The organism is Brevundimonas mediterranea (genome assembly GCF_014196125.1).
In the GTDB taxonomy this organism is placed as follows: domain Bacteria; phylum Pseudomonadota; class Alphaproteobacteria; order Caulobacterales; family Caulobacteraceae; genus Brevundimonas; species Brevundimonas mediterranea.
Map to the genome: position 1 here is coordinate 83,126 of NZ_JACIDA010000001.1, position 16,764 is coordinate 99,889.

Annotated in this window: 19 protein-coding genes; 3 read left to right on the forward strand and 16 right to left on the reverse strand. The window is 66.3% G+C overall.

Translation table 11 applies throughout. The features are described 5' to 3' along the window. Window positions 1–13: 13 nt before the first annotated feature. Complete coding sequence (locus GGR11_RS00390) at window positions 14–445, reverse strand: hypothetical protein (protein WP_183194830.1); 432 nt, start codon at window positions 443–445, stop codon at window positions 14–16. A 176-nt stretch (window positions 446–621) separates the two neighbouring features. Between GGR11_RS00390 and GGR11_RS00395 the strand changes: the two genes are divergently transcribed. Beyond that, on the forward strand, window positions 622–1,287 hold the full coding sequence (locus tag GGR11_RS00395; protein ID WP_183196326.1) for a protein tyrosine phosphatase family protein: 666 nt from the start codon (window positions 622–624) through the stop codon (window positions 1,285–1,287). 67 nt (window positions 1,288–1,354) lie between these two features. Here the strand turns inward: GGR11_RS00395 and GGR11_RS00400 are convergent, their stop codons facing one another. From GGR11_RS00400 to GGR11_RS00430, 7 genes are all read right to left on the reverse strand, one after another. Beyond that, window positions 1,355–1,558: a hypothetical protein gene (locus GGR11_RS00400; RefSeq protein WP_183194831.1), complete on the reverse strand. Its 204-nt coding sequence runs from the start codon at window positions 1,556–1,558 to the stop codon at window positions 1,355–1,357. 67 nt (window positions 1,559–1,625) lie between these two features. Then, window positions 1,626–1,871 carry a DUF4170 domain-containing protein gene (locus GGR11_RS00405; protein ID WP_008262601.1) on the reverse strand — a complete coding sequence of 82 codons (246 nt, stop codon included), beginning with the start codon at window positions 1,869–1,871 and terminating at the stop codon, window positions 1,626–1,628. 93 nt (window positions 1,872–1,964) lie between these two features. Then, the gene (locus GGR11_RS00410) at window positions 1,965–2,759 is read right to left on the reverse strand and encodes a 3'(2'),5'-bisphosphate nucleotidase CysQ (protein ID WP_183194832.1); all 795 of its coding nucleotides are present in this window, start codon (window positions 2,757–2,759) and stop codon (window positions 1,965–1,967) included. Further along, entirely contained in the window at window positions 2,756–4,111 is a 1,356-nt protein-coding gene (locus tag GGR11_RS00415; protein ID WP_183194833.1) for a TldD/PmbA family protein, read from the reverse strand. Before GGR11_RS00415 ends, GGR11_RS00410 begins: the two co-directional genes overlap by 4 nt. A 54-nt stretch (window positions 4,112–4,165) precedes the next feature. Then, window positions 4,166–4,573: an MAPEG family protein gene (locus GGR11_RS00420; protein WP_183194834.1), complete on the reverse strand. Its 408-nt coding sequence runs from the start codon at window positions 4,571–4,573 to the stop codon at window positions 4,166–4,168. 3 nt (window positions 4,574–4,576) lie between these two features. Further along, window positions 4,577–6,409 carry a M14 family metallopeptidase gene (locus tag GGR11_RS00425; protein WP_183194835.1) on the reverse strand — a complete coding sequence of 611 codons (1,833 nt, stop codon included), beginning with the start codon at window positions 6,407–6,409 and terminating at the stop codon, window positions 4,577–4,579. Window positions 6,410–6,447: 38 nt separating this feature from the next. After that, window positions 6,448–7,080 carry a hypothetical protein gene (locus tag GGR11_RS00430; protein ID WP_183194836.1) on the reverse strand — a complete coding sequence of 211 codons (633 nt, stop codon included), beginning with the start codon at window positions 7,078–7,080 and terminating at the stop codon, window positions 6,448–6,450. A gap of 133 nt (window positions 7,081–7,213) precedes the next feature. Between GGR11_RS00430 and GGR11_RS00435 the strand changes: the two genes are divergently transcribed. Continuing rightward, the gene (locus tag GGR11_RS00435) at window positions 7,214–7,498 is read left to right on the forward strand and encodes a hypothetical protein (RefSeq protein ID WP_183194837.1); all 285 of its coding nucleotides are present in this window, start codon (window positions 7,214–7,216) and stop codon (window positions 7,496–7,498) included. A 1-nt stretch (window position 7,499) separates the two neighbouring features. On the opposite strand, the gene GGR11_RS00440 is transcribed toward GGR11_RS00435, so the two are convergent. The 8 genes from GGR11_RS00440 to folE all read right to left on the reverse strand — a co-directional run bounded on the left by GGR11_RS00440 (window position 7,500) and on the right by folE (window position 15,097). Continuing rightward, a complete protein-coding gene (locus tag GGR11_RS00440; protein WP_183194838.1) occupies window positions 7,500–9,029 on the reverse strand; it encodes a UbiD family decarboxylase in 1,530 nt (509 codons plus the stop codon). 8 nt (window positions 9,030–9,037) lie between these two features. Continuing rightward, the gene (locus tag GGR11_RS00445) at window positions 9,038–9,700 is read right to left on the reverse strand and encodes a Pr6Pr family membrane protein (protein WP_183194839.1); all 663 of its coding nucleotides are present in this window, start codon (window positions 9,698–9,700) and stop codon (window positions 9,038–9,040) included. A 26-nt stretch (window positions 9,701–9,726) separates the two neighbouring features. Next, window positions 9,727–10,569 carry an aldo/keto reductase gene (locus GGR11_RS00450; RefSeq protein WP_183194840.1) on the reverse strand — a complete coding sequence of 281 codons (843 nt, stop codon included), beginning with the start codon at window positions 10,567–10,569 and terminating at the stop codon, window positions 9,727–9,729. Window positions 10,570–10,602: 33 nt separating this feature from the next. After that, entirely contained in the window at window positions 10,603–11,487 is an 885-nt protein-coding gene (locus GGR11_RS00455) for an alpha/beta hydrolase family protein (protein WP_183194841.1), read from the reverse strand. Between the two features lie 59 nt (window positions 11,488–11,546). Further along, window positions 11,547–11,888, reverse strand: a complete 342-nt coding sequence (locus tag GGR11_RS00460) for an MmcQ/YjbR family DNA-binding protein (RefSeq protein ID WP_183194842.1) — start codon at window positions 11,886–11,888, stop codon at window positions 11,547–11,549. A gap of 30 nt (window positions 11,889–11,918) precedes the next feature. Continuing rightward, the gene (locus GGR11_RS00465; protein ID WP_183194843.1) at window positions 11,919–13,736 is read right to left on the reverse strand and encodes a gamma-glutamyltransferase family protein; all 1,818 of its coding nucleotides are present in this window, start codon (window positions 13,734–13,736) and stop codon (window positions 11,919–11,921) included. A gap of 127 nt (window positions 13,737–13,863) precedes the next feature. Then, window positions 13,864–14,298 (reverse strand): biopolymer transporter ExbD, encoded by a 435-nt coding sequence (locus GGR11_RS00470; RefSeq protein ID WP_183194844.1) that lies wholly within the window; start codon window positions 14,296–14,298, stop codon window positions 13,864–13,866. A 169-nt stretch (window positions 14,299–14,467) separates the two neighbouring features. Further along, window positions 14,468–15,097 (reverse strand): GTP cyclohydrolase I FolE, encoded by a 630-nt coding sequence (gene folE, locus GGR11_RS00475; protein WP_183194845.1) that lies wholly within the window; start codon window positions 15,095–15,097, stop codon window positions 14,468–14,470. A gap of 129 nt (window positions 15,098–15,226) precedes the next feature. Here folE and cysS point away from each other — a divergent pair, with 129 nt between their 5' ends. Next, entirely contained in the window at window positions 15,227–16,636 is a 1,410-nt protein-coding gene (cysS, locus tag GGR11_RS00480) for a cysteine--tRNA ligase (protein WP_183194846.1), read from the forward strand. Window positions 16,637–16,764: the final 128 nt, after the last annotated feature.

Consider the following 16,764-nt stretch of genomic DNA (forward strand, 5'->3'; position numbering starts at 1 on the left):
GCCGTCGTTCAAGTCAAGGCTTGTCAGGCGCCGGTTCCAGCAGGCGCCCCTGTTCGTCCGCACGGATCAGGGTTTCCCCCGGCACGTCCTCGACCCTGACGGCCGGGGGCACGGTTGGATTTGACGCATAGCGACGGCCATCGAAGGGCACGGCGGCCTCGTACCCCTCGGTGACGCCGCCCCCGGCGACATAGACGCCCAGGTCACGGCGGCCATGGGTTTGCTGCTCCAGCAGGCGGATGGGGGCCCGCGCCACGCTGATTTCGCCGATCGACACATAGGCGTCGCCCTCGCGGCTCAGCACCAACAGCTGGCATCCGCCCGAACCGCACCAGTTCGGTCCGGTCAGATAGACCAGGGTCGTCTCACCATCCGGCGTGATCGCGGCCGTATATTGGGTGGCGCCCATCGCCCCCTGCGCCTTGTCACGCAGATAAGCGGTCAAGGCCGGATCCTCCGGGGGAGGTGTCTGCGCGTTGGCGAGACTGGCCCAAAGGCCCAAAGCTAACGCTGCGGTTACGGCGATGGTCTTCATGAATGCCTCCTGTTTTCGGCGAACAATCCAACGCGCGAACACCGAGTTCGGATGACGTGGTCGATTCGGGACGCTATCTGGCGGCCATGGCGCGCTTTGATCTTTCGACCGCGATGGGCCGTTTCCGGGCGCATTGGCATTATTTCTGGGCGGACCACGCCTTCCTGCGCCTTGCGTTTTCCAACGCCCACTGGCTGGGCCCTGACCTAGTGCGCACCAACCAGCCGTCGCCGCGCCAGTTGGCCTATTGGAAGAAGAAGGGCGTCAAGACCGTCATCAATCTGCGCGGCCAACGCGACGAGGGCTATTACTGGCTGGAGAAGGAAGCCTGCGAACGCCTGGGCCTGACCCTGATCGACGCGCCGCTGGACTCGCGCGATCCGCCCGAGACAGACCGGATTCACCGCGCGCGTCGCCTGTTCACGACCATCGAATACCCGGTGCTGATCCACTGCAAGTCGGGCGCGGACCGGGCGGGCATGATGGCCGTCTTCTATCGCCACTTCCATCTGGGCGAACCGATCTCGGTCGCCATGGCGGAGCTGTCGAAGAAGTACCTCCACTCGCGCGAGGGCCTCACCGGCGTGCTGGACTATACGCTGGAGAAATACGTCAACGAGATCGAGCCGCACGGGATCAGTTTCATCGACTGGATCGACAGCCCCGACTACGACCCCAGGGCGATCCGCGCCGAGTTCAAGGCCGGCTGGTGGGGCACGCTGCTGACCGAGAAGTTGCTGAAGCGGGAGTAGGCCACGCTGTCTCTGCATCCGTCACCCTAGGAACAAGTCCGGGTCACGGGCGTGAAGGAGCGGCGGCTCAGCCCCAGGGGCCTTTCGGGGGCTGGTCCCCGCGTTCTCGAGCCTCGGCTTCAAGCTCGGCGTCGCGCCGCGCCTTGCGGTCGGCCTCCCACTTCTTGAACCAGCGCGCATACCCGATCTGCCCGCGCAGCGAGATGCTGAAGAGGGCCAGCACCGCCAGCAGGCTGACCAGTTGGAAGATCTGTTGCGGTTCCAGGTTCATGTTCTTCCTCGCATCCAGACTTCAACGTCGGATCAGGGAGCCGGTTCGGCTCCCTGATGTCGCAGGATCAGGCCGCGTCGCCGCGCGGGTCGATCAGCTTGTGGGCGTGCAGGATGAAATAGCGCATGTGGGCGTTGTCGACCGTCGCCTGAGCGCGGGCCTTCCAGGCCTTCTTGGCTTCGTCGTAGCTGCCGAAGGCGCCGACGAATTCGATTTGCGAAAGATCGCGGAACGTCGGCTCGCCCAGGTGACGCAGTTCGCCGCCGATGACGAGGTGAAGCAGCTGGGGCGGGACGGAGGATTGATCGACCATCGGGTGTCCTTGAAGTCTGGGGAGGGCTTTTGCCGGGGCATAGGCCCAGAACGCCTAAGGATCAATGTATGACAGGGTTTTTCAACCCAAGCCCTAGGTCGATAGCGGCACGTTTTTACAGCGCCGAACGATCAGCGGGTGCAGGGCCGGAGCGGCGCAGACCAGGCTGGCCTGACGCGGATCGGGTCGGTTGAACCGCCACGGCCGGCCGTGATGGTCGGTGACTCGGGCGCCGGCCTCTTCGGCGATCAGGCTGCCCGCGGCCACGTCCCAGTCCCATTTGGGCGTCAGGGCCAGGGCGGCGTCGAACGCCCCTGCGGCGACCAGGGCCATCCGGTAGGCCAGGGCGTTGCGCTTGGCGAACCGCAGCACCGGCCAGGGCTCGTCCCAATGCGACCCCTCGATCATCCGCGCATCGCCCAGCACCGAGGCGTCGTCCAGGGTCTCGGCGTCGGACGCCCGGATCACGGCCCCATTGCGCTGCGCGCCGCCGCCGCGCGCCGCCGCATAGGTTTCCTGAACCTCGGGCGCATGGATGGCGGCGGCGACCACCTGGCCGTCCTCGACGACCGCGATGGGCACGCACCACCAGGGCTGGCGCTTCATATAGGCCACCGTGCCGTCCACCGGATCGATGACGAAGATCCGGCGCTTCGACAAGCGTTCGGGCGTGTCCGCCGTCTCTTCCGACAGCCAGCCATAGTCGGGCCGGGCGGCCAGCAGCCGGTCCTTCAGCATGGCGTCCACCGCCAGATCGCCGCTTGTGACCGGCGAGCCGCCGACCTTGGACTCGATCCTCAGCCCGGCCTCGCGCTCCGCAACCGCCAGCGCCCCGGCGTCGATCGCCGCCTGGCGGATCAGTTCCAGATCTGCATCTAGGTCGATCATTTGCCCGCTATGGCCACCGCGTCGAACATCAGGCTGGGCACATTGAACCCGCCCCGGAATTCCAGGTCCGAGCCCCGTTCCAGTCGCAGATAAAGCTCGGGCAGCTTGCCGGCCACTGTGACCTCGTTGACCGGATAGGCGATCTCGCCGTTCTCGAACCAGAAGCCGGACACCCCGGCGGACCAGTCGCCGGTGTTTCCGTTGAGCGACGGCCCAAACATCGACGTCACCAGCAGACCCGTACCGGCGTCCGCCATCAGCCCCGCCAGATCGCGCTCGCCCGGCTCCATGTGCAGATTGTGGGTTCCGACCCCCGGCGGTCCGGCCAGACCGCGCGAGGCGTGACCGGTGGACTGCAGGCCCAGTTGGCGGGCCGACGCGCTGTTCAGCAGCCAGGTTGTCAGGACGCCGTCGTCGAACAGGGCGCGCCGCTCGACCTCGACGCCCTCGTCGTCGAACGGCGTTGATCCCAGGCCGCGCGGCCGGAATGGATCGTCGATCAGGGTCACCCCTTCGGCGAACACCCTCTGGCCCATCCGGTCCTTCAGGAAGGAGGTGCCCCGCGCGATCGACGGCCCCGAAATGGCGCCGATGGCCGGCGAGACGATCTGGCCCGACATGCGGTTGTCGAAGATGACGGGGGCGGTGGTCGAGGCGATCTTGCGCGCGCCAGTTCGGGCCACGGCGCGCTCGCCAGCTTTCCGACCAATGATCTCGGCGCCCGGCAGATCGGACAGGTGCCGGGTCGAACGGCTCTCGCCGCCACGCTCCATGGCCCCGTCCTTTTCGGCGATCACCCCGACGCCCAGCGAAAAGGCCGAGCCTCGATAGTCGCCGTCGAACCCGTGCGAGGTGACCAGTCGCCATTGGCTGGACGACCAGGAGGCGTGACCGCCCTCGGATCGGGCGACGCCCTCGACCGCCAGGGCCACTGTCTCGGCCTCGGCGGAAACCTGTTCCAGAATCAAGGCGGTCCGTTCGCTGGGATCGAACAGGTCCAGATCGACGAAGGGGCCGCGCGCCAGCCGATCCTCGGGGGCGAAACCGGCGTGGGGATCTTCCGGCGCCAGGCGCGCCATGGCCACGGCGCGTTCCACCAGCCGGGTGCGGGTTTCGGGCGACAGGTCCGACGCCGACACCGAGGCCTGACGCTGGCCGACGAAGACCCGCAGGCCCAGATCGCGCGATTCCTCACGCTCCACGTCTTCCAGCTTGCCGTTGCGCACCCCGACCGACAGGGACCGACGATCGGCGCTGACCGCCTCGGCGGCGTCGGCGCCGGCCCTCAGGGCCGCCTGGACGATGTCATTCAAAAGATCGGTTGAAACAGGGGCGTCTAGGGTGTCGGTCATGCCCCGATATGGCGGACGCCCCGCCGCGCCGCAACCTGTTGCGCTGCAACAGGATCAGACGACGGCGAAGGCGATCAGGCCGACGGCGGCGGTCAGCAGCGCCACCCAGGTCAGCAACATGCCGATGACACGGCCCAGCGACGGCCCCGTCTGGAACAGCAGGCCCAGGGCATGGACCACGCGCCCGACCAGCAGGGTCGCCCCCACTCCATGCACCATCCACGCCGGAGCGCCGACGGCGGCCAGCAACAGCATGGCGATCATGCCCGGCGCCGCATACTCGGCGCAGTTGCCGAAAGCGCGGGTCGCCGCCGCCAGATCGGGGTTCCCGCCGTCGCCGAACGACACCATGTGCTTGCGCCGCCCGCTGACCACTATGCCCGACAGAACCAGCATCAGCAGGATCAGCAGGCCGCTCCACAGGGCGGCGGCCTGGACGGCGTACATCAGGGGTGTGGTCATCGATCAGTCCTCGCGGCCGACGGGATAGAGCAGATAGCGGTCGTCGTAGAAGGGCGTCCGCTCATAGAACCAGGCCAGCCGCGCCTGCGGATCGGCGGCGAACGCGGGCTCGGCGGTCAGCTTGGCCTCGAACTCGGCCTTCAGCGCCGGGTCGGCGGCCAGCATCTTTTCCGCCAGGGGCGCGATGGCATAGGCCTCGATATATTCGACCCGGCTCATGACCTCGGGGAACATGCCCCAGGCGAAGAAGCTCTCGCTGGACTGCGGCTCCAGCAGCAGCACGACGATGTCGCCCAGCGGCTGATCGATCGGCACGCGCACCGAGCCGGTCGGGAAGGTCCAGTCGCGGCGCTCGACCTCGACCGTCTTCACCGAGGCCTGGACGTGACCTTCGTTGGCCCGCGTCGCCAGTTTCGGCTCGACCAGGCGCAGCATCGACAGGTTCACCGTGCGCGGCGCCTCCACCGTCTCCATCTCGACGCCGTGGATCTTCAGCCGCTCGATGATGTCGGTGCGATAGCTGGGAATCCAATAGGCCGTCGGGCGGTTCAGGGTCAGCGTCGGCTTGGACCCAAAGAAGGGCATCTGCCACAGCTCGGGATCGGGCCGACCCAGCCAGCGCACCTCGTCGCGACCCGAGGCCGGGCTGTGGTACATCTCGTAAAGCACGCCCTTGAACGGACGGATGGAGGAGGGAGCGTCTTCCGCTTCGAAGTTCGCCGGGATTTCAGCGGGACGCAGGGCCATGTCCTGGGCCGTCGCCGCCTTCAGCGCCGCCCCCTGGTCGGCCAGCAGTCGCATCGCCTCCTCGATGAAGACATAGGTCCCCAGCACCCGCTGCTCATGCGGTTTCAGGCTGTGGTTCTCGATCAGGATGGTCGGCACATGGGCCGCCGCGCCCCAGCCGTTCGAGAACCGCTCACCCAGGCCGCCGTCCGACAGCCCCTTCTTCGGCTCGTCGTCGTCGATCCCGAACACCAATTCGCCGGGGATATGGCCTTCGCGTTCAAGCGCTCCGTTCATCGCCGGCTTGAACACCGTATCCAGCCAGGCCGAGCTGTTCGGCGACCGGCTGAACGTGCCGTCCTCGCCGTTGAAGCCGTAGGTGACGTCGTACTGGTAATCCAGGCCGTCGGTGACGTGGACGTCCACGTAAAGGTCCGGCCGGTACTTCAGGATCAGGCCCCGCACCGCCCGCATCTCGGGCTGGTCCAGCTTCAGATAGTCGCGGTTCAGGTTCTGGTTGGTCGCCGTATTGCGCCAGCCCTGGATGCGCGGCCCGCGCTGGTTCGGCCGGGAATAGGCGCTGGCTCGCTCATGCCCGTCCACGCTCAGGATCGGGATCAGGATCAGATTGACCCGGTCGAGCAGGGCGTCCTTGCCGTAAAAGGCGATGTCGCGCAGCACCATCATGCCGGCGTCCTTGCCGTCGATCTCGCCCGGATGGATGCCGGCCTGGATCATCAGCACCGGCTTGGCCGGATCGAAAGCGCCTCCATCCTTGGACGCGATCACCGCATAAATGGGCCGCCCCTCGGGCGAGACGCCGAACTGTTCGATGCGGATCAGGTCGCTGGCGGCGTCCAGTCGGTCGAACCAGGCGCGGGTGTCGGCGTAGTTCGGTGAAAAGTCATGCGCCGGATCGGCCTCGAACGCCGTGACCCACGGATCGCTCGCGTCGCGCAACAAGGCCTTGGACGCCCCGTCCCAGGCGGGCGCCGGCGGCAGGAAGGCTTGGTCCCACGGCGTGGTGTTGGGAAGCGTCTGGGACATGGCGGGGCTCACGCTACAGGCTAGGGCGGCAAGAAGGGCCGCAATCAGGGAAGTGGATCGCATGGCCTTTCGTGAGCCGATTGCCTCGGCCTGACAAGCTGTCACCCGCCGCCGCCCAGCGCGGGCGCCCACCCGCCGGCCTTGACCAGCAGGGCGGCTGAGTTGGCCATGCCCCACAGGCTGTAGAGCAGCACCACGATCAGGGCGCCCACGGCGACCTTGCGCCACGGTGCGAACGCCCCCGTCGCCGTCCCGGTCACGAAGATCGCGACCCCGACCCAAAGCCGCAGCGAACCGGCCAACCGCGCGAACTCCGCATTCATCTGCGCCAGGATGATCACCACCACCGCCACGATCAGATTGGCGGCCAAGACACAGCCGAACACCAGCCGCCGGTGGGCCCAGAAGTGGTCGTCGAGGTCGATCCGCTCGTCGCCGCCCTCGGCCGACACGCGCGGAAAGGTCACGCTGGCCGCCACATAGAAGGTCGCTGCGATGCTCAGCGAGACCAGCAGGACGAAGGTGTTGAACGGCGCGCCCCGGAAGATGACCCAGGCCTGGTTCCAGAAGGTGGCGATGTCGATGGCTACGAACAGGGCCAGCAGCGGCGTCAGCCAGCCGAACCGGATCCGCCGCTTCTCATGCAGCACCCGCGCGAACCCGCCGACCAGTTCGGCGACCGACAGGCCCAGCAGCAGGCCATAGAAGCTGAAGAAGAATTCGAACGCGCTCACAGCCATCCCCCGATGTCAGCAGAATAGCTAGACCGTTTGGCGATGCGCGGCCAGTCTCGGGCGACGCGGGGGTGGGAGCCAATCAAGCTTGACCGCGTTTGTCCGATGTCAGCCGCGCCTCTCAGGACCTGTAATGCACCAGATGATCGCCCTTGCCCTGACCCTGATCGTTGCCCTGTTGCTCAACGGCGGCGCAGCAGCGCAGATGGTTTCGGCAGGTTACTGGGGCGGGGTGATCGGCTCGCTGCTCTTCGGCCCGCTGATCGTCTTCTACGTCGTCCATACCCTCGTCTATTTCGCCGTACGGCTGATCCGCGGCAAGGACCGGGTGTTGTCCTACACCCGGTCGCGGATCAACTATGTCGGCGCCGTCGTGGCGATCCTGGGCGTCCTCGGCGCGGCTGCCGGTCCCGCCTGACCTATTTCCAGATGGGGGCGCTGTCGCCGGGCAGGCCCAGTCGGTCCCACATGTCTGAAACCCGTTCGATCACGGCTTCATCCATGCGGATTTCCTCGCCCCATTCGCGCTTGGTCTCGGGCGGCCATTTGTCGGTGGCGTCCAGGCCGATCTTGGAGCCCAGGCCGCTCTCGGGGCTGGCGAAGTCCAGATAGTCGATGGGCGTCGACTCGATCACCGTGATGTCGCGCGCCGGATCCATCTTGGTCGAGATGGCCCACATGACGTCCTTCCAGTCGCGGGCGTCGATGTCGTGGTCCACGACGATGACCCATTTGGTGTACATGAACTGGCGCAGATAGCTCCAGACGCCCAGCATCACCCGCTTGGCGTGGCCCGGATAGGCCTTCTTCATCGACACCACGGCGATCCGATAGCTGCACCCCTCGGGCGGCAGCCAGAAGTCGACGATCTCGGGGAACTGCTGGCGCAGCAGGGGAATGAAGACCTCGTTCAGCGCCTCGCCCAGCACGGACGGCTCGTCCGGCGGCCGGCCCGTGAAGGTGGTCAGATAGATCGGGTTCTTGCGCATGGTGATCGCGCTGACCTGGAAGACCGGGAATTTCTCGACCGAGTTGTAATAGCCGGTGTGGTCGCCGTAAGGCCCTTCGTCCTCGAACTCGTCCAGCAGGACATGGCCCTCCAGCACGATCTCCGCCTGGGCCGGCACCATCAGCGGCACGGTCTTGCACGGGACCAGTTCGGCCTTCGCGCCCCGCATCAGGCCGGCGAACTGATATTCCGACAGGGTGTCCGGCACCGGCGTCACCGCCGCCAGGATGGTCCCCGGATCGGCCCCCAGCACCACGGCGCAGGGCAGGGGCTCCTTCGGCCGGGCCTTCTTGTGCCGCGCATAGTGTTGCGCCCCGCCACGGTGCGCCAGCCAGCGCATGATGGCCTTGTCCTTGCCCAGCACCTGCATCCGATAGATGCCCAGGTTGAAGTCGTCTTCGCGGTCCTCGCTCGGCCCCTTGGTCACGACCAGGCCCCAGGTGATCAGGGGCGCCGGCTCGCCGGGCCAGCAGGACTGAACGGGCAGGGTGGTCAGGTCGACCTGGTCGCCCTTCAGCACCACCTCCTGTACCGGCGCCTTCTTCACCGTCTTGGGCCGCATCGACATGACGGTCTGCATCAGCGGCAACATCTCCATGGCGTCGCCCAGGCCGCGCGGCGGCGTCGGATTGCGCAAGAAGGCCAGCAGCTCCCCGACCTCGCGCAACTCGCCCGCTGTCGTCCTGTTCTTGCCCTCCAGCGTCACCCCCATGGCGACCCGTTTCACCGTGCCGAACAGATTGGCCAGGCAGGGGATGGGGCTGATCGTGCCGTCTGGCATGACCGGCTTTTCGAAAAGAACCGCCGGACCGCCGTTGCGCAGCAGCCGGGTCTGGATCTCGGTCATCTCCAGCACGGTCGAGACAGGTTCGGACACCCGCACCAGCTCGCCCTGGGCTTCCAGCTGGTCGATGAAGTCACGCAGGGATTTGTAGGCCATGCCTTCGCCTAAAGCGCCGGGGCTGAACTGTCACGCACCGTTCGACCGAAGACCCGATCCAGCCCGACCAGCGCCAGTCCGACCAGCAGGAAACAAACCATCAGGCCGGCGAACACCGCCAGCACCCGACCCAGGCCCAGCTCGTCAACATTGACGAACCCATAAGGCCACCAGTGGGTCGTCAGCCCGTGCGCCAGCGTCCAGCCTGCATAAACCAGCGGAAAGGCCAGCCATTTCATCGGGTCGACCCACCGCAGCCTGCCCTTGGGCGTGAACCAAAGCCAGTCGAGCAGGAAGGCGGCCGGCATCACATAGTGAAGCACCAGATTGACCCCGAACGTCAGGCCCTCGGGCTTCCAGTTGGGGGCGATCAGGAAATGGTACACGACGCCGACCACCACGATGTACATGGCGATCGCCGCCCGCACGCCCCCGCTGGCGGTCCACCGCGCCACGCGTCGGCGCGGACTCATCAGCGGCCCGGTAAGGGCCAGGGCGACCAGGATATTGGTCAAAATAGTGAAAAAGCTGAAGTAGTTGACCGTGCGGTCCAGCACGGCCCAACCCTCCGCCGGCGCCGCCATCAGCACATATTGCAGCGCCAGCGCCGCCCAGCCGATCACGGCGAAGGCGGCGCGCCACAGACGTGGGCGATCCCGTTCACGCAACATGCGCGCCCCCTAAATCAGGCCGTCGATCAAGCGGCGGCCTTGTCCCATTGGTAGGTCGGGTCCAGCCAGTCGCCCAACCGCTCGCCGCGATCCAGGGCGTCCATACGCTGCATCTCCTCGCCCGACAGTTCGAAGTCGAAGATGTCGAAGTTCTCGCGCGCCCGGCTTTCCTTGGTCGTGCGGGGAATGGCGATGATCCGGTTCTGGAGCAGCCAGCGCAGCGTGACCTGGCCGTTGGTCTTGCCGTGGGCCTCGGCGATCTCGGAGATTGTCTTGTCGTCGGCGATCTTGCCCTGGGCCAAGGGCGACCAAGCGGTGATCGAAGACCCCAGCTCGGCCGCCGTCGCGACCAGTGGGTCGATCCCCAGATAGGGATGGTGCTCGACCTGGTTGGTCAGCAAGCGGGCCTTGGACAGGCTCTGCGCCTGCCTGAACTCCTTGGACGGGAAGTTCGACAGGCCGATCGACTTCGTCAGGCCCTGGTCCCTCGCTTCGTTCAGCGCGCCCAGAGTCTCTTCGAACGTCGGCGTCGGCTTGGGCCAGTGCAGCAGCAGCAGGTCCGGCGTCGTCCCCAGGCTCTCGGCCGATTCCTTGGCCTGTTTCAGCAGGGCGTCATGGGTGAAATGCTCGACCCAGATCTTGGTGGTCAGGAAGATGTCCTCGCGGGCCACGCCCGAATCCACGATGCCTTCGCCGACCGCCTTCTCGTTCTTGTAGATCCAGGCGGTGTCGATGTGGCGATAGCCGATCCGCAGCGCCTCGGCGACCATTCGGCGGGCGTCCGTCGGCTCCAGCTGCCAGGTGCCGAAACCGAGCAGGGGGATCTCAACGCCATCGACGGTGATTGTGGGCTGATCGCCGTAAGCCATGGGGAAATCCTTCATTCTCGGGGAGCAGCACAGTTAGGCGCCGGGTGCGGCCTTCGAAACCCCCGCGTCGAACCAATCGAGGATTTCCTGCCACAGCGGCTCCAGCCCCTTGCGGAAGGCGCCTTCGTGGCCGACCCGTCGCGCGCCATAGTCGCCGGCGCGACGCACCACGATCTCGGACGGGGCGTTGGAATAGGCCTTCAGCAGCGCCGCCCCCGTCCCCGGCGTGGCGATGGGGTCGTCCGGAAAGATCCAGGACCGGATCGGCGCCCGCACCTGATCGAACGCCTGGGGCTCCAAGGCTCCGGACTTCAGCTCGTCCAGGAAATAGGCGGGCTTCAGGCACCACCGCTTCCAGGTCTCGAACACCCCGCGCGGCAGATCCGTCCCGCGCCACAGCTTGCCGGCCCGGACATAGCCGTGGCGGCGCAGATGGCTCGGGCCAAAACCGAACCAGAAGAATAGCTCCATCGGATTATAGGACCGGTGGTGTCCGCCCCACCATCCGGTCCCGACCGAAACGAAGGCGTGCCGCCCGATCTCGGATTGGTTCGGCATGAAGCCCACGAAATGGCCCCCGACGCTGTGCCCCACATGGAAGACCGGCAGCCCGGGCGCCGCCTTCTTCAACGCCTTCAGCGCCGCCGGCATGTCCAGTCGCCCCCAGTCGGGATAGTCCATCTCCATCGCCGCCAGATCCTCGGGCCGCGATCCGCCGATGCCGCGATAGTCATAGGTCAGAACAACGCAGCCGCGCTCGGCCATCCAGCGCGCGAACCTCGCATAGAAGCCGCGTGGAAACCCGGTGCCCGCAGAAACCAGCACCGCCATCCTCGGCGCATCGCCCCGGAACAGCGTCGCCTCCAGCGGCCAGCCGTCCACGGCCTTGATGACCCGATCCTCGACCGCCAGCCCCATGTCGTTTCCCTGTCCGTTCTTATTTTAAACGGACCCTGCATGGTTTCCCCGACGTCAGGTCAAGCGCAGTCGTAGGCCTTCACCAGCCGCTTCGGCGCCACCTTGCGCCACCGCTTTTCCAGCGCCGCCCTCAGCCAGACGGGATCGACCGTGGCGATCCGCGCCAGCACGATCGGATAGTCGCGGTAGTGGTCGGTGAAGTGAAAGGTCGCCGGGTCCATCTCGATCAGCAGCTCGCGCTCATCCAGATTATCCAGATGCACCACGATACTGTCGTCCAGCTTCGGCCGCAGCCAGGTGAAGAACTTCCCCGCCACCTTGAACGATCGCTCGCCATAGGAGACGCCGTCCTCGACGCCGGGGAAGGACAGCAACAGGGCGCGCACCTCGTCACGGGTCATGTCAGTACGCCAATCTCAATAGGCCCAACCTCAATAGGCGATGGCGATCCCGTCCTTGCGCATCTCGGTCGCCGCGCCATAGGTCCAGCGCCCGCCGGGGTTCATCTGCTTCATGACGTTCTGATAGCCGCCGAACCCGCCGTCCGGCTCGCCCAGGGTCCAGCCCATGGCCCGCAGCTGCGCTTTGGTCGCTTCCGGTACGCCGCTCTCCAGGTGCAGCACCCCGGTCCCCTCTTGCGGCTGGCCCGTCGGTTCGGACGAGCCATAGTGCTGCCAGCGCGGCGCATCCCCCGCCGCCTGCGGCTCCAGCCCGTAATCGACCATGTTGATGATGATCTGGGCCTGGCCCTGGGGCTGCATGGCGCCGCCCATGACGCCGAACGCCATCCAGGGCTCGCCGTCCTTGACCGCGAAACCGGGGATGATGGTCTGGAACGGCCGCTTGCCCGGCGCATACACATTGGGATGGCCGTCGCTCAGGGCGAACAGCTCGCCCCGGTCCTGGAACATGAAGCCCAGCGGCTCCGACCCATTGTCCGGCGCCAGGCCCGAGCCCATGCCGCGATAGTTGGACTGGATCCAGCTGACCATCATCCCGTCGCTGTCGGCGACGCTGAAATAGGTGGTGTCGCCGTGGTGCGGGGCGTCGCCGGGCATGACCCGATCCATCACCCGGTCCGGCCGGATCAGCTTCGCCCGTTCGGCGGCATAGGCCTTGGAGTTCAGCCATTCGATCGGGGTCTTGGAGAATCGGTCGTCGGCGAACCAGCGCGCCCGGTCCTCGAACGCCAGCCGCTTGGCTTCGGCCTGGACGTGCAGCGAGGCGGCGGACTGGAAGCCCATGGATTTCAGGTCGAACTGTTCGCAGATGTTCAGGATCTGATTGGTCGACAGGCCCTGGGTGTTGGGGCCCAGGCCGAACACGTCCACTCCGCGATAATTGGTCTGGATCGGCGCGACCCATTCGGTGTGGTGGGCGGCCATGTCGGCGCGGGTCATCCAGCCGCCGATCCGCTTGAAATAGGCCTCGATCTGATCGGCGATCGGCCCGTCATAGAAGGCGTCGCGCCCGCCCTCGGCGATTATCCGCAGGGTCTTGCCCAGATACGGATTGGCGAAGATCTCGCCCACCTTGGGCGTCGCCCCGCCGGCTGCCCAGATGCGTTTGCGGTTGTCGTTCTCCTCGATTGGGATCACGCCTCGGTCGAAGGCGGCCATGTTGCGTTCCAGGTAGTAGGCGATGACCTGGGGCATGGGGACGCCCTGTTCGCACAGTTCGGCGACCGGCAGCAGCACATCCTTCCACGGCAGTTTCCCATAGCGCTGATGCGCGCTCCACCAGGCGTCCACCGTGCCCGGCACATTCACCGTCACCGCGCCATAGCGCGGCAGATAGCCGTCGATGGCCTTGGACCGCGCGGTCTCCAGGCTCAGTCCCCGCGGACTGGCGCCGGACCCGTTCAGCCCGACCACCTTCTTCTGTTTCGGGTCCCACAGCAGGCAATAGGCGTCGCCGCCGATGCCGTTGGCCACCGGCTCCAGAAAGCCCAGGGCCGCATTGATGGCGATGGCCGCGTCGATGGCCGATCCGCCGCGTCTCAGGGTGTCGATGCCGATCAGGCTGGCCGCCGGATGCGCCGTCGCCGCCGCCCCGTTCGCGCCCCAGACGGTCGAGCGGCCCATGAATTTCGGTCCCGTGACCCGGTCGCCGATGCCGATGCCGGCATAGGGATCGGCGGGGCGGGCGGGCGAGGGGGGGGCGGACGCCGGCGCCAACTGCTGCGCCTGGGCTGCGGTCGTGGCCAGCACGCCGACGGGCAGGGCGGACAGGAAGGTGCGGCGACGCATGGGCGGACTCCTCGAACAGCCGATCCGCCATCAAGGCGGTCAGCGCGCGCGGGAGCAAGCCTTGCCGCAAAGAAAAAGGCCGCGTCCCTGTCGGAACGCGGCCCAAATCTTGGAAAGGACGATGGTCCTATTCGATGTCTTCGTTCAGCAGGCCGACCTTGAAGAAGCCGTTCTCCTGCATCTTGTTCATGACTTCCATGAACTGCGAGTATTTCACTTCCGGCTGAGCGCGGACGAAGACGCGCTCTTCCTGGCAGGAACCGCCGCCCAAGGCGGTGCAGACGTCGGCGGCCAGGTTGTCGATCGAAGTCTGCTTCTCGGCGATGAACAGCTGACCGGTGTCTTGGATGGTGATGTACACCGGTTCCTTCTCCTTGGTCGGGTCGGTCGGCGGCGTCGCCGGCGGCAGGTCCAGACGGATCGACACCGTCGCCATCGGCGCGGCCACCATGAAGATGATCATCAGCACCAGCAGAATGTCGATGAACGGCGTGATGTTGATGTCAGCCGTTTGTTCGATCGTGTGCTTGTCCCCACCGGAACCGCCGATCTTCGCAGCCATGCCTAATCTCCGTTACTCGCCGGCCGCAGATCCGCGCCGACATTCCCTATGGATCGCCCGAGAGCTTGATCGGTTCTTGGCGTCCCGATGCGCGCTTGTAAAGCGGTTCTAAACGATCGGGCGTTCCCGAACGTCAATTATACGCGACAGCCGGACGCCCGGTCGGGCTTCAGGCCTTCGCCAGCTTCAGGAAACGGTCCATCAGGGCAGGATCGTCCTTGAAGGCGCCGGTGAACCGGGTGGTGACGGTCGAAACATGCCGGTGATGCACCCCGCGCGTGGTCATGCACTGGTGCGCGGCGTCGATCATCACCGCGACGCCCTTGGGCTGCAGGTGCGATTCGATGGCCTCGATGATGTCGTTGGTCAGGGTTTCCTGATTCTGCAGACGCCGGGCGAAGATCTCGACCACCCGCGCCAGCTTGGAGATGCCGACCACCTTCTCGCCGGGCAGATAGGCGACATAGGCCTTGCCCAGGAAGGGAGCCAGGTGGTGCTCGCAATGGCTCTCCACCTCGATCTCGCGAAGGATGACCATGTCGTCATAGCCGGTCACGTCCTCGAAGGTGCGCGACAGCTCCTTGGCCGCATCGGCGTCATAGCCGTCGAACCATTCCCCGTAAGCGTCCACCACCCGCTTGGGCGTGTCGATCAGGCCCGGACGGTCGGGATCGTCGCCGGCCCAGGCGATCAGGGTGCGCACGGCGTCCAGCGCCTGTTCACGGCTGGGACGGCCAGACTCTTGAACCGTGGCGGTTTCGTCGCTGACGAGGACGGGCTTGGCGGGGATGACGCTCATGAACTCGATTTTCCGGCCGAGGCGGTCGGGGCCGCCCGGTATAGCTTCTACAATCCGTCGGGACTGTATATCAGGCCGCTATATGGGACGGACCCTCCGTCCTGCAAGAAAACGAAGTCCACCTATCTTATGCCGCTGCACATCCACGACACCCTGCACCGTGAAAAGCGCCTGTTCGAACCGCGCGATCCGAACCGGGTGACCCTCTATGTCTGCGGCCCGACGGTCTATGACTACGCCCATATCGGCAACGCCCGCCCCCCGGTGGTGTTCGATGTCCTGGCAAGGCTGCTGCGAAGGCAGTACGGCGCGGACAAGGTGATCTACGCCCGCAACGTCACCGACGTGGACGACAAGATCAACCAGAAGGCCGCTCGCGAAGGCGTGCCGATCGGCGATGTCACGGCCCGCTACGAGGCCGCCTATCTCGCCGACATGGGCCTGCTGAACGTCAGCCCGCCCGACCTCGCCCCCCACGTCACCGACTATATCCCGGCCATCGTCGATCAGATCCAGGCCATCGTCGACGCCGGCTGCGCCTATGCGGCAGAGGGGCATGTCCTGTTCGACGTCTCGTCCTATCCGTCCTACGGCGCCCTGTCGGGCCGGAACCTGGATGACATGATCGCCGGCGCCCGCGTCGAGGTCGCGCCCTACAAGAAGAACCCCCACGACTTCGTCCTGTGGAAACCGTCCAAGCCGGACGAGCCGTCATGGCCGTCGCCCTGGGGCGAGGGGCGTCCCGGCTGGCACATCGAATGCTCGGCCATGATCGAACAGGCCCTGGGCCTGCCGATCGACATCCACGGCGGCGGCATCGACCTGGTCTTCCCGCACCACGAGAACGAGATCGCCCAGGGCGTCTGCGCCCACGGCCACGCCCATGACGATCAGGCCCACGACGAATACGCCCGCTACTGGATGCACAACGGCTTCCTGACCGTGGACGCCGAGAAGATGTCCAAGTCCATCGGCAACGTCCTGCTGCTGCACGACCTGGTCCAGGCTATGCCGGGCGAGGTCGTCCGCTGGGCGCTGCTATCGGCCCACTATCGCCAGCCTCTGGACTGGAACCAGGGCCTGTTGGACCAGTCCAAGAAGTCTCTGGACCGTCTGTACGGCGCCCTGCACCGCTCCAGCGGTGTCGAGGTTCTGGACCTCGATCCGCCCGCCGATTTCATGAAGTCGATCGAGGACGACCTGAACACCCCTGGCGCCATGGCCAGTCTGTTCGCCCTGTCCAGCGAGATCGAGCGCGGCATGACGGCGGGCGATCTGGACGCCGTGGCCCAGGCCCGCGCGCGCCTGTTGGCCTGCGCCTCCATCCTGGGGGTGCTTCAGTCCGACCCGGCTGCCTGGCTGGAAGGCGACGTCTCAGACGCCCTGCGTATCGAGGTCGAGGCCCTGCTGGACCAACGCGCCGCCGCCCGCGCCGCCAAGGACTGGCCCGAGGCCGACCGCATCCGCGACCGCTTGAACGCACTCAACGTCGTCGTCATGGACGGCCCCGACGGCGCGACGTGGAGGATGAAGAACTAACGCTTCCACCTGATCCAAACCCCGTCACACTCCGGCTCGTCCGGAGGGCCCACGGCGGGGATTGTGCAATTAAGACGAGGGGCGCACGGACCACTGTGCGCCCCTCGTTCGTTTCGTGTGTTGTTAGA

Excerpts from the sequence above, each read along its gene's own strand:
- GGR11_RS00395 (WP_183196326.1), top strand. The coding sequence starts at position 622 with ATGGCGCGCTTTGATCTTTCGACCGCGATGGGCCGTTTCCGGGCGCAT.
- GGR11_RS00400 (WP_183194831.1), bottom strand. The coding sequence starts at position 1,558 with ATGAACCTGGAACCGCAACAGATCTTCCAACTGGTCAGCCTGCTGGCG.
- GGR11_RS00405 (WP_008262601.1), bottom strand. The coding sequence starts at position 1,871 with ATGGTCGATCAATCCTCCGTCCCGCCCCAGCTGCTTCACCTCGTCATC.
- GGR11_RS00410 (WP_183194832.1), bottom strand. The coding sequence starts at position 2,759 with ATGATCGACCTAGATGCAGATCTGGAACTGATCCGCCAGGCGGCGATC.
- GGR11_RS00415 (WP_183194833.1), bottom strand. The coding sequence starts at position 4,111 with ATGACCGACACCCTAGACGCCCCTGTTTCAACCGATCTTTTGAATGAC.
- GGR11_RS00420 (WP_183194834.1), bottom strand. The coding sequence starts at position 4,573 with ATGACCACACCCCTGATGTACGCCGTCCAGGCCGCCGCCCTGTGGAGC.
- GGR11_RS00425 (WP_183194835.1), bottom strand. The coding sequence starts at position 6,409 with ATGCGATCCACTTCCCTGATTGCGGCCCTTCTTGCCGCCCTAGCCTGT.
- GGR11_RS00435 (WP_183194837.1), top strand. The coding sequence starts at position 7,214 with ATGCACCAGATGATCGCCCTTGCCCTGACCCTGATCGTTGCCCTGTTG.
- GGR11_RS00440 (WP_183194838.1), bottom strand. The coding sequence starts at position 9,029 with ATGGCCTACAAATCCCTGCGTGACTTCATCGACCAGCTGGAAGCCCAG.
- GGR11_RS00445 (WP_183194839.1), bottom strand. The coding sequence starts at position 9,700 with ATGTTGCGTGAACGGGATCGCCCACGTCTGTGGCGCGCCGCCTTCGCC.
- GGR11_RS00450 (WP_183194840.1), bottom strand. The coding sequence starts at position 10,569 with ATGGCTTACGGCGATCAGCCCACAATCACCGTCGATGGCGTTGAGATC.
- GGR11_RS00455 (WP_183194841.1), bottom strand. The coding sequence starts at position 11,487 with ATGGGGCTGGCGGTCGAGGATCGGGTCATCAAGGCCGTGGACGGCTGG.
- GGR11_RS00460 (WP_183194842.1), bottom strand. The coding sequence starts at position 11,888 with ATGACCCGTGACGAGGTGCGCGCCCTGTTGCTGTCCTTCCCCGGCGTC.
- GGR11_RS00465 (WP_183194843.1), bottom strand. The coding sequence starts at position 13,736 with ATGCGTCGCCGCACCTTCCTGTCCGCCCTGCCCGTCGGCGTGCTGGCC.
- GGR11_RS00470 (WP_183194844.1), bottom strand. The coding sequence starts at position 14,298 with ATGGCTGCGAAGATCGGCGGTTCCGGTGGGGACAAGCACACGATCGAA.
- folE (WP_183194845.1), bottom strand. The coding sequence starts at position 15,097 with ATGAGCGTCATCCCCGCCAAGCCCGTCCTCGTCAGCGACGAAACCGCC.
- cysS (WP_183194846.1), top strand. The coding sequence starts at position 15,227 with ATGCCGCTGCACATCCACGACACCCTGCACCGTGAAAAGCGCCTGTTC.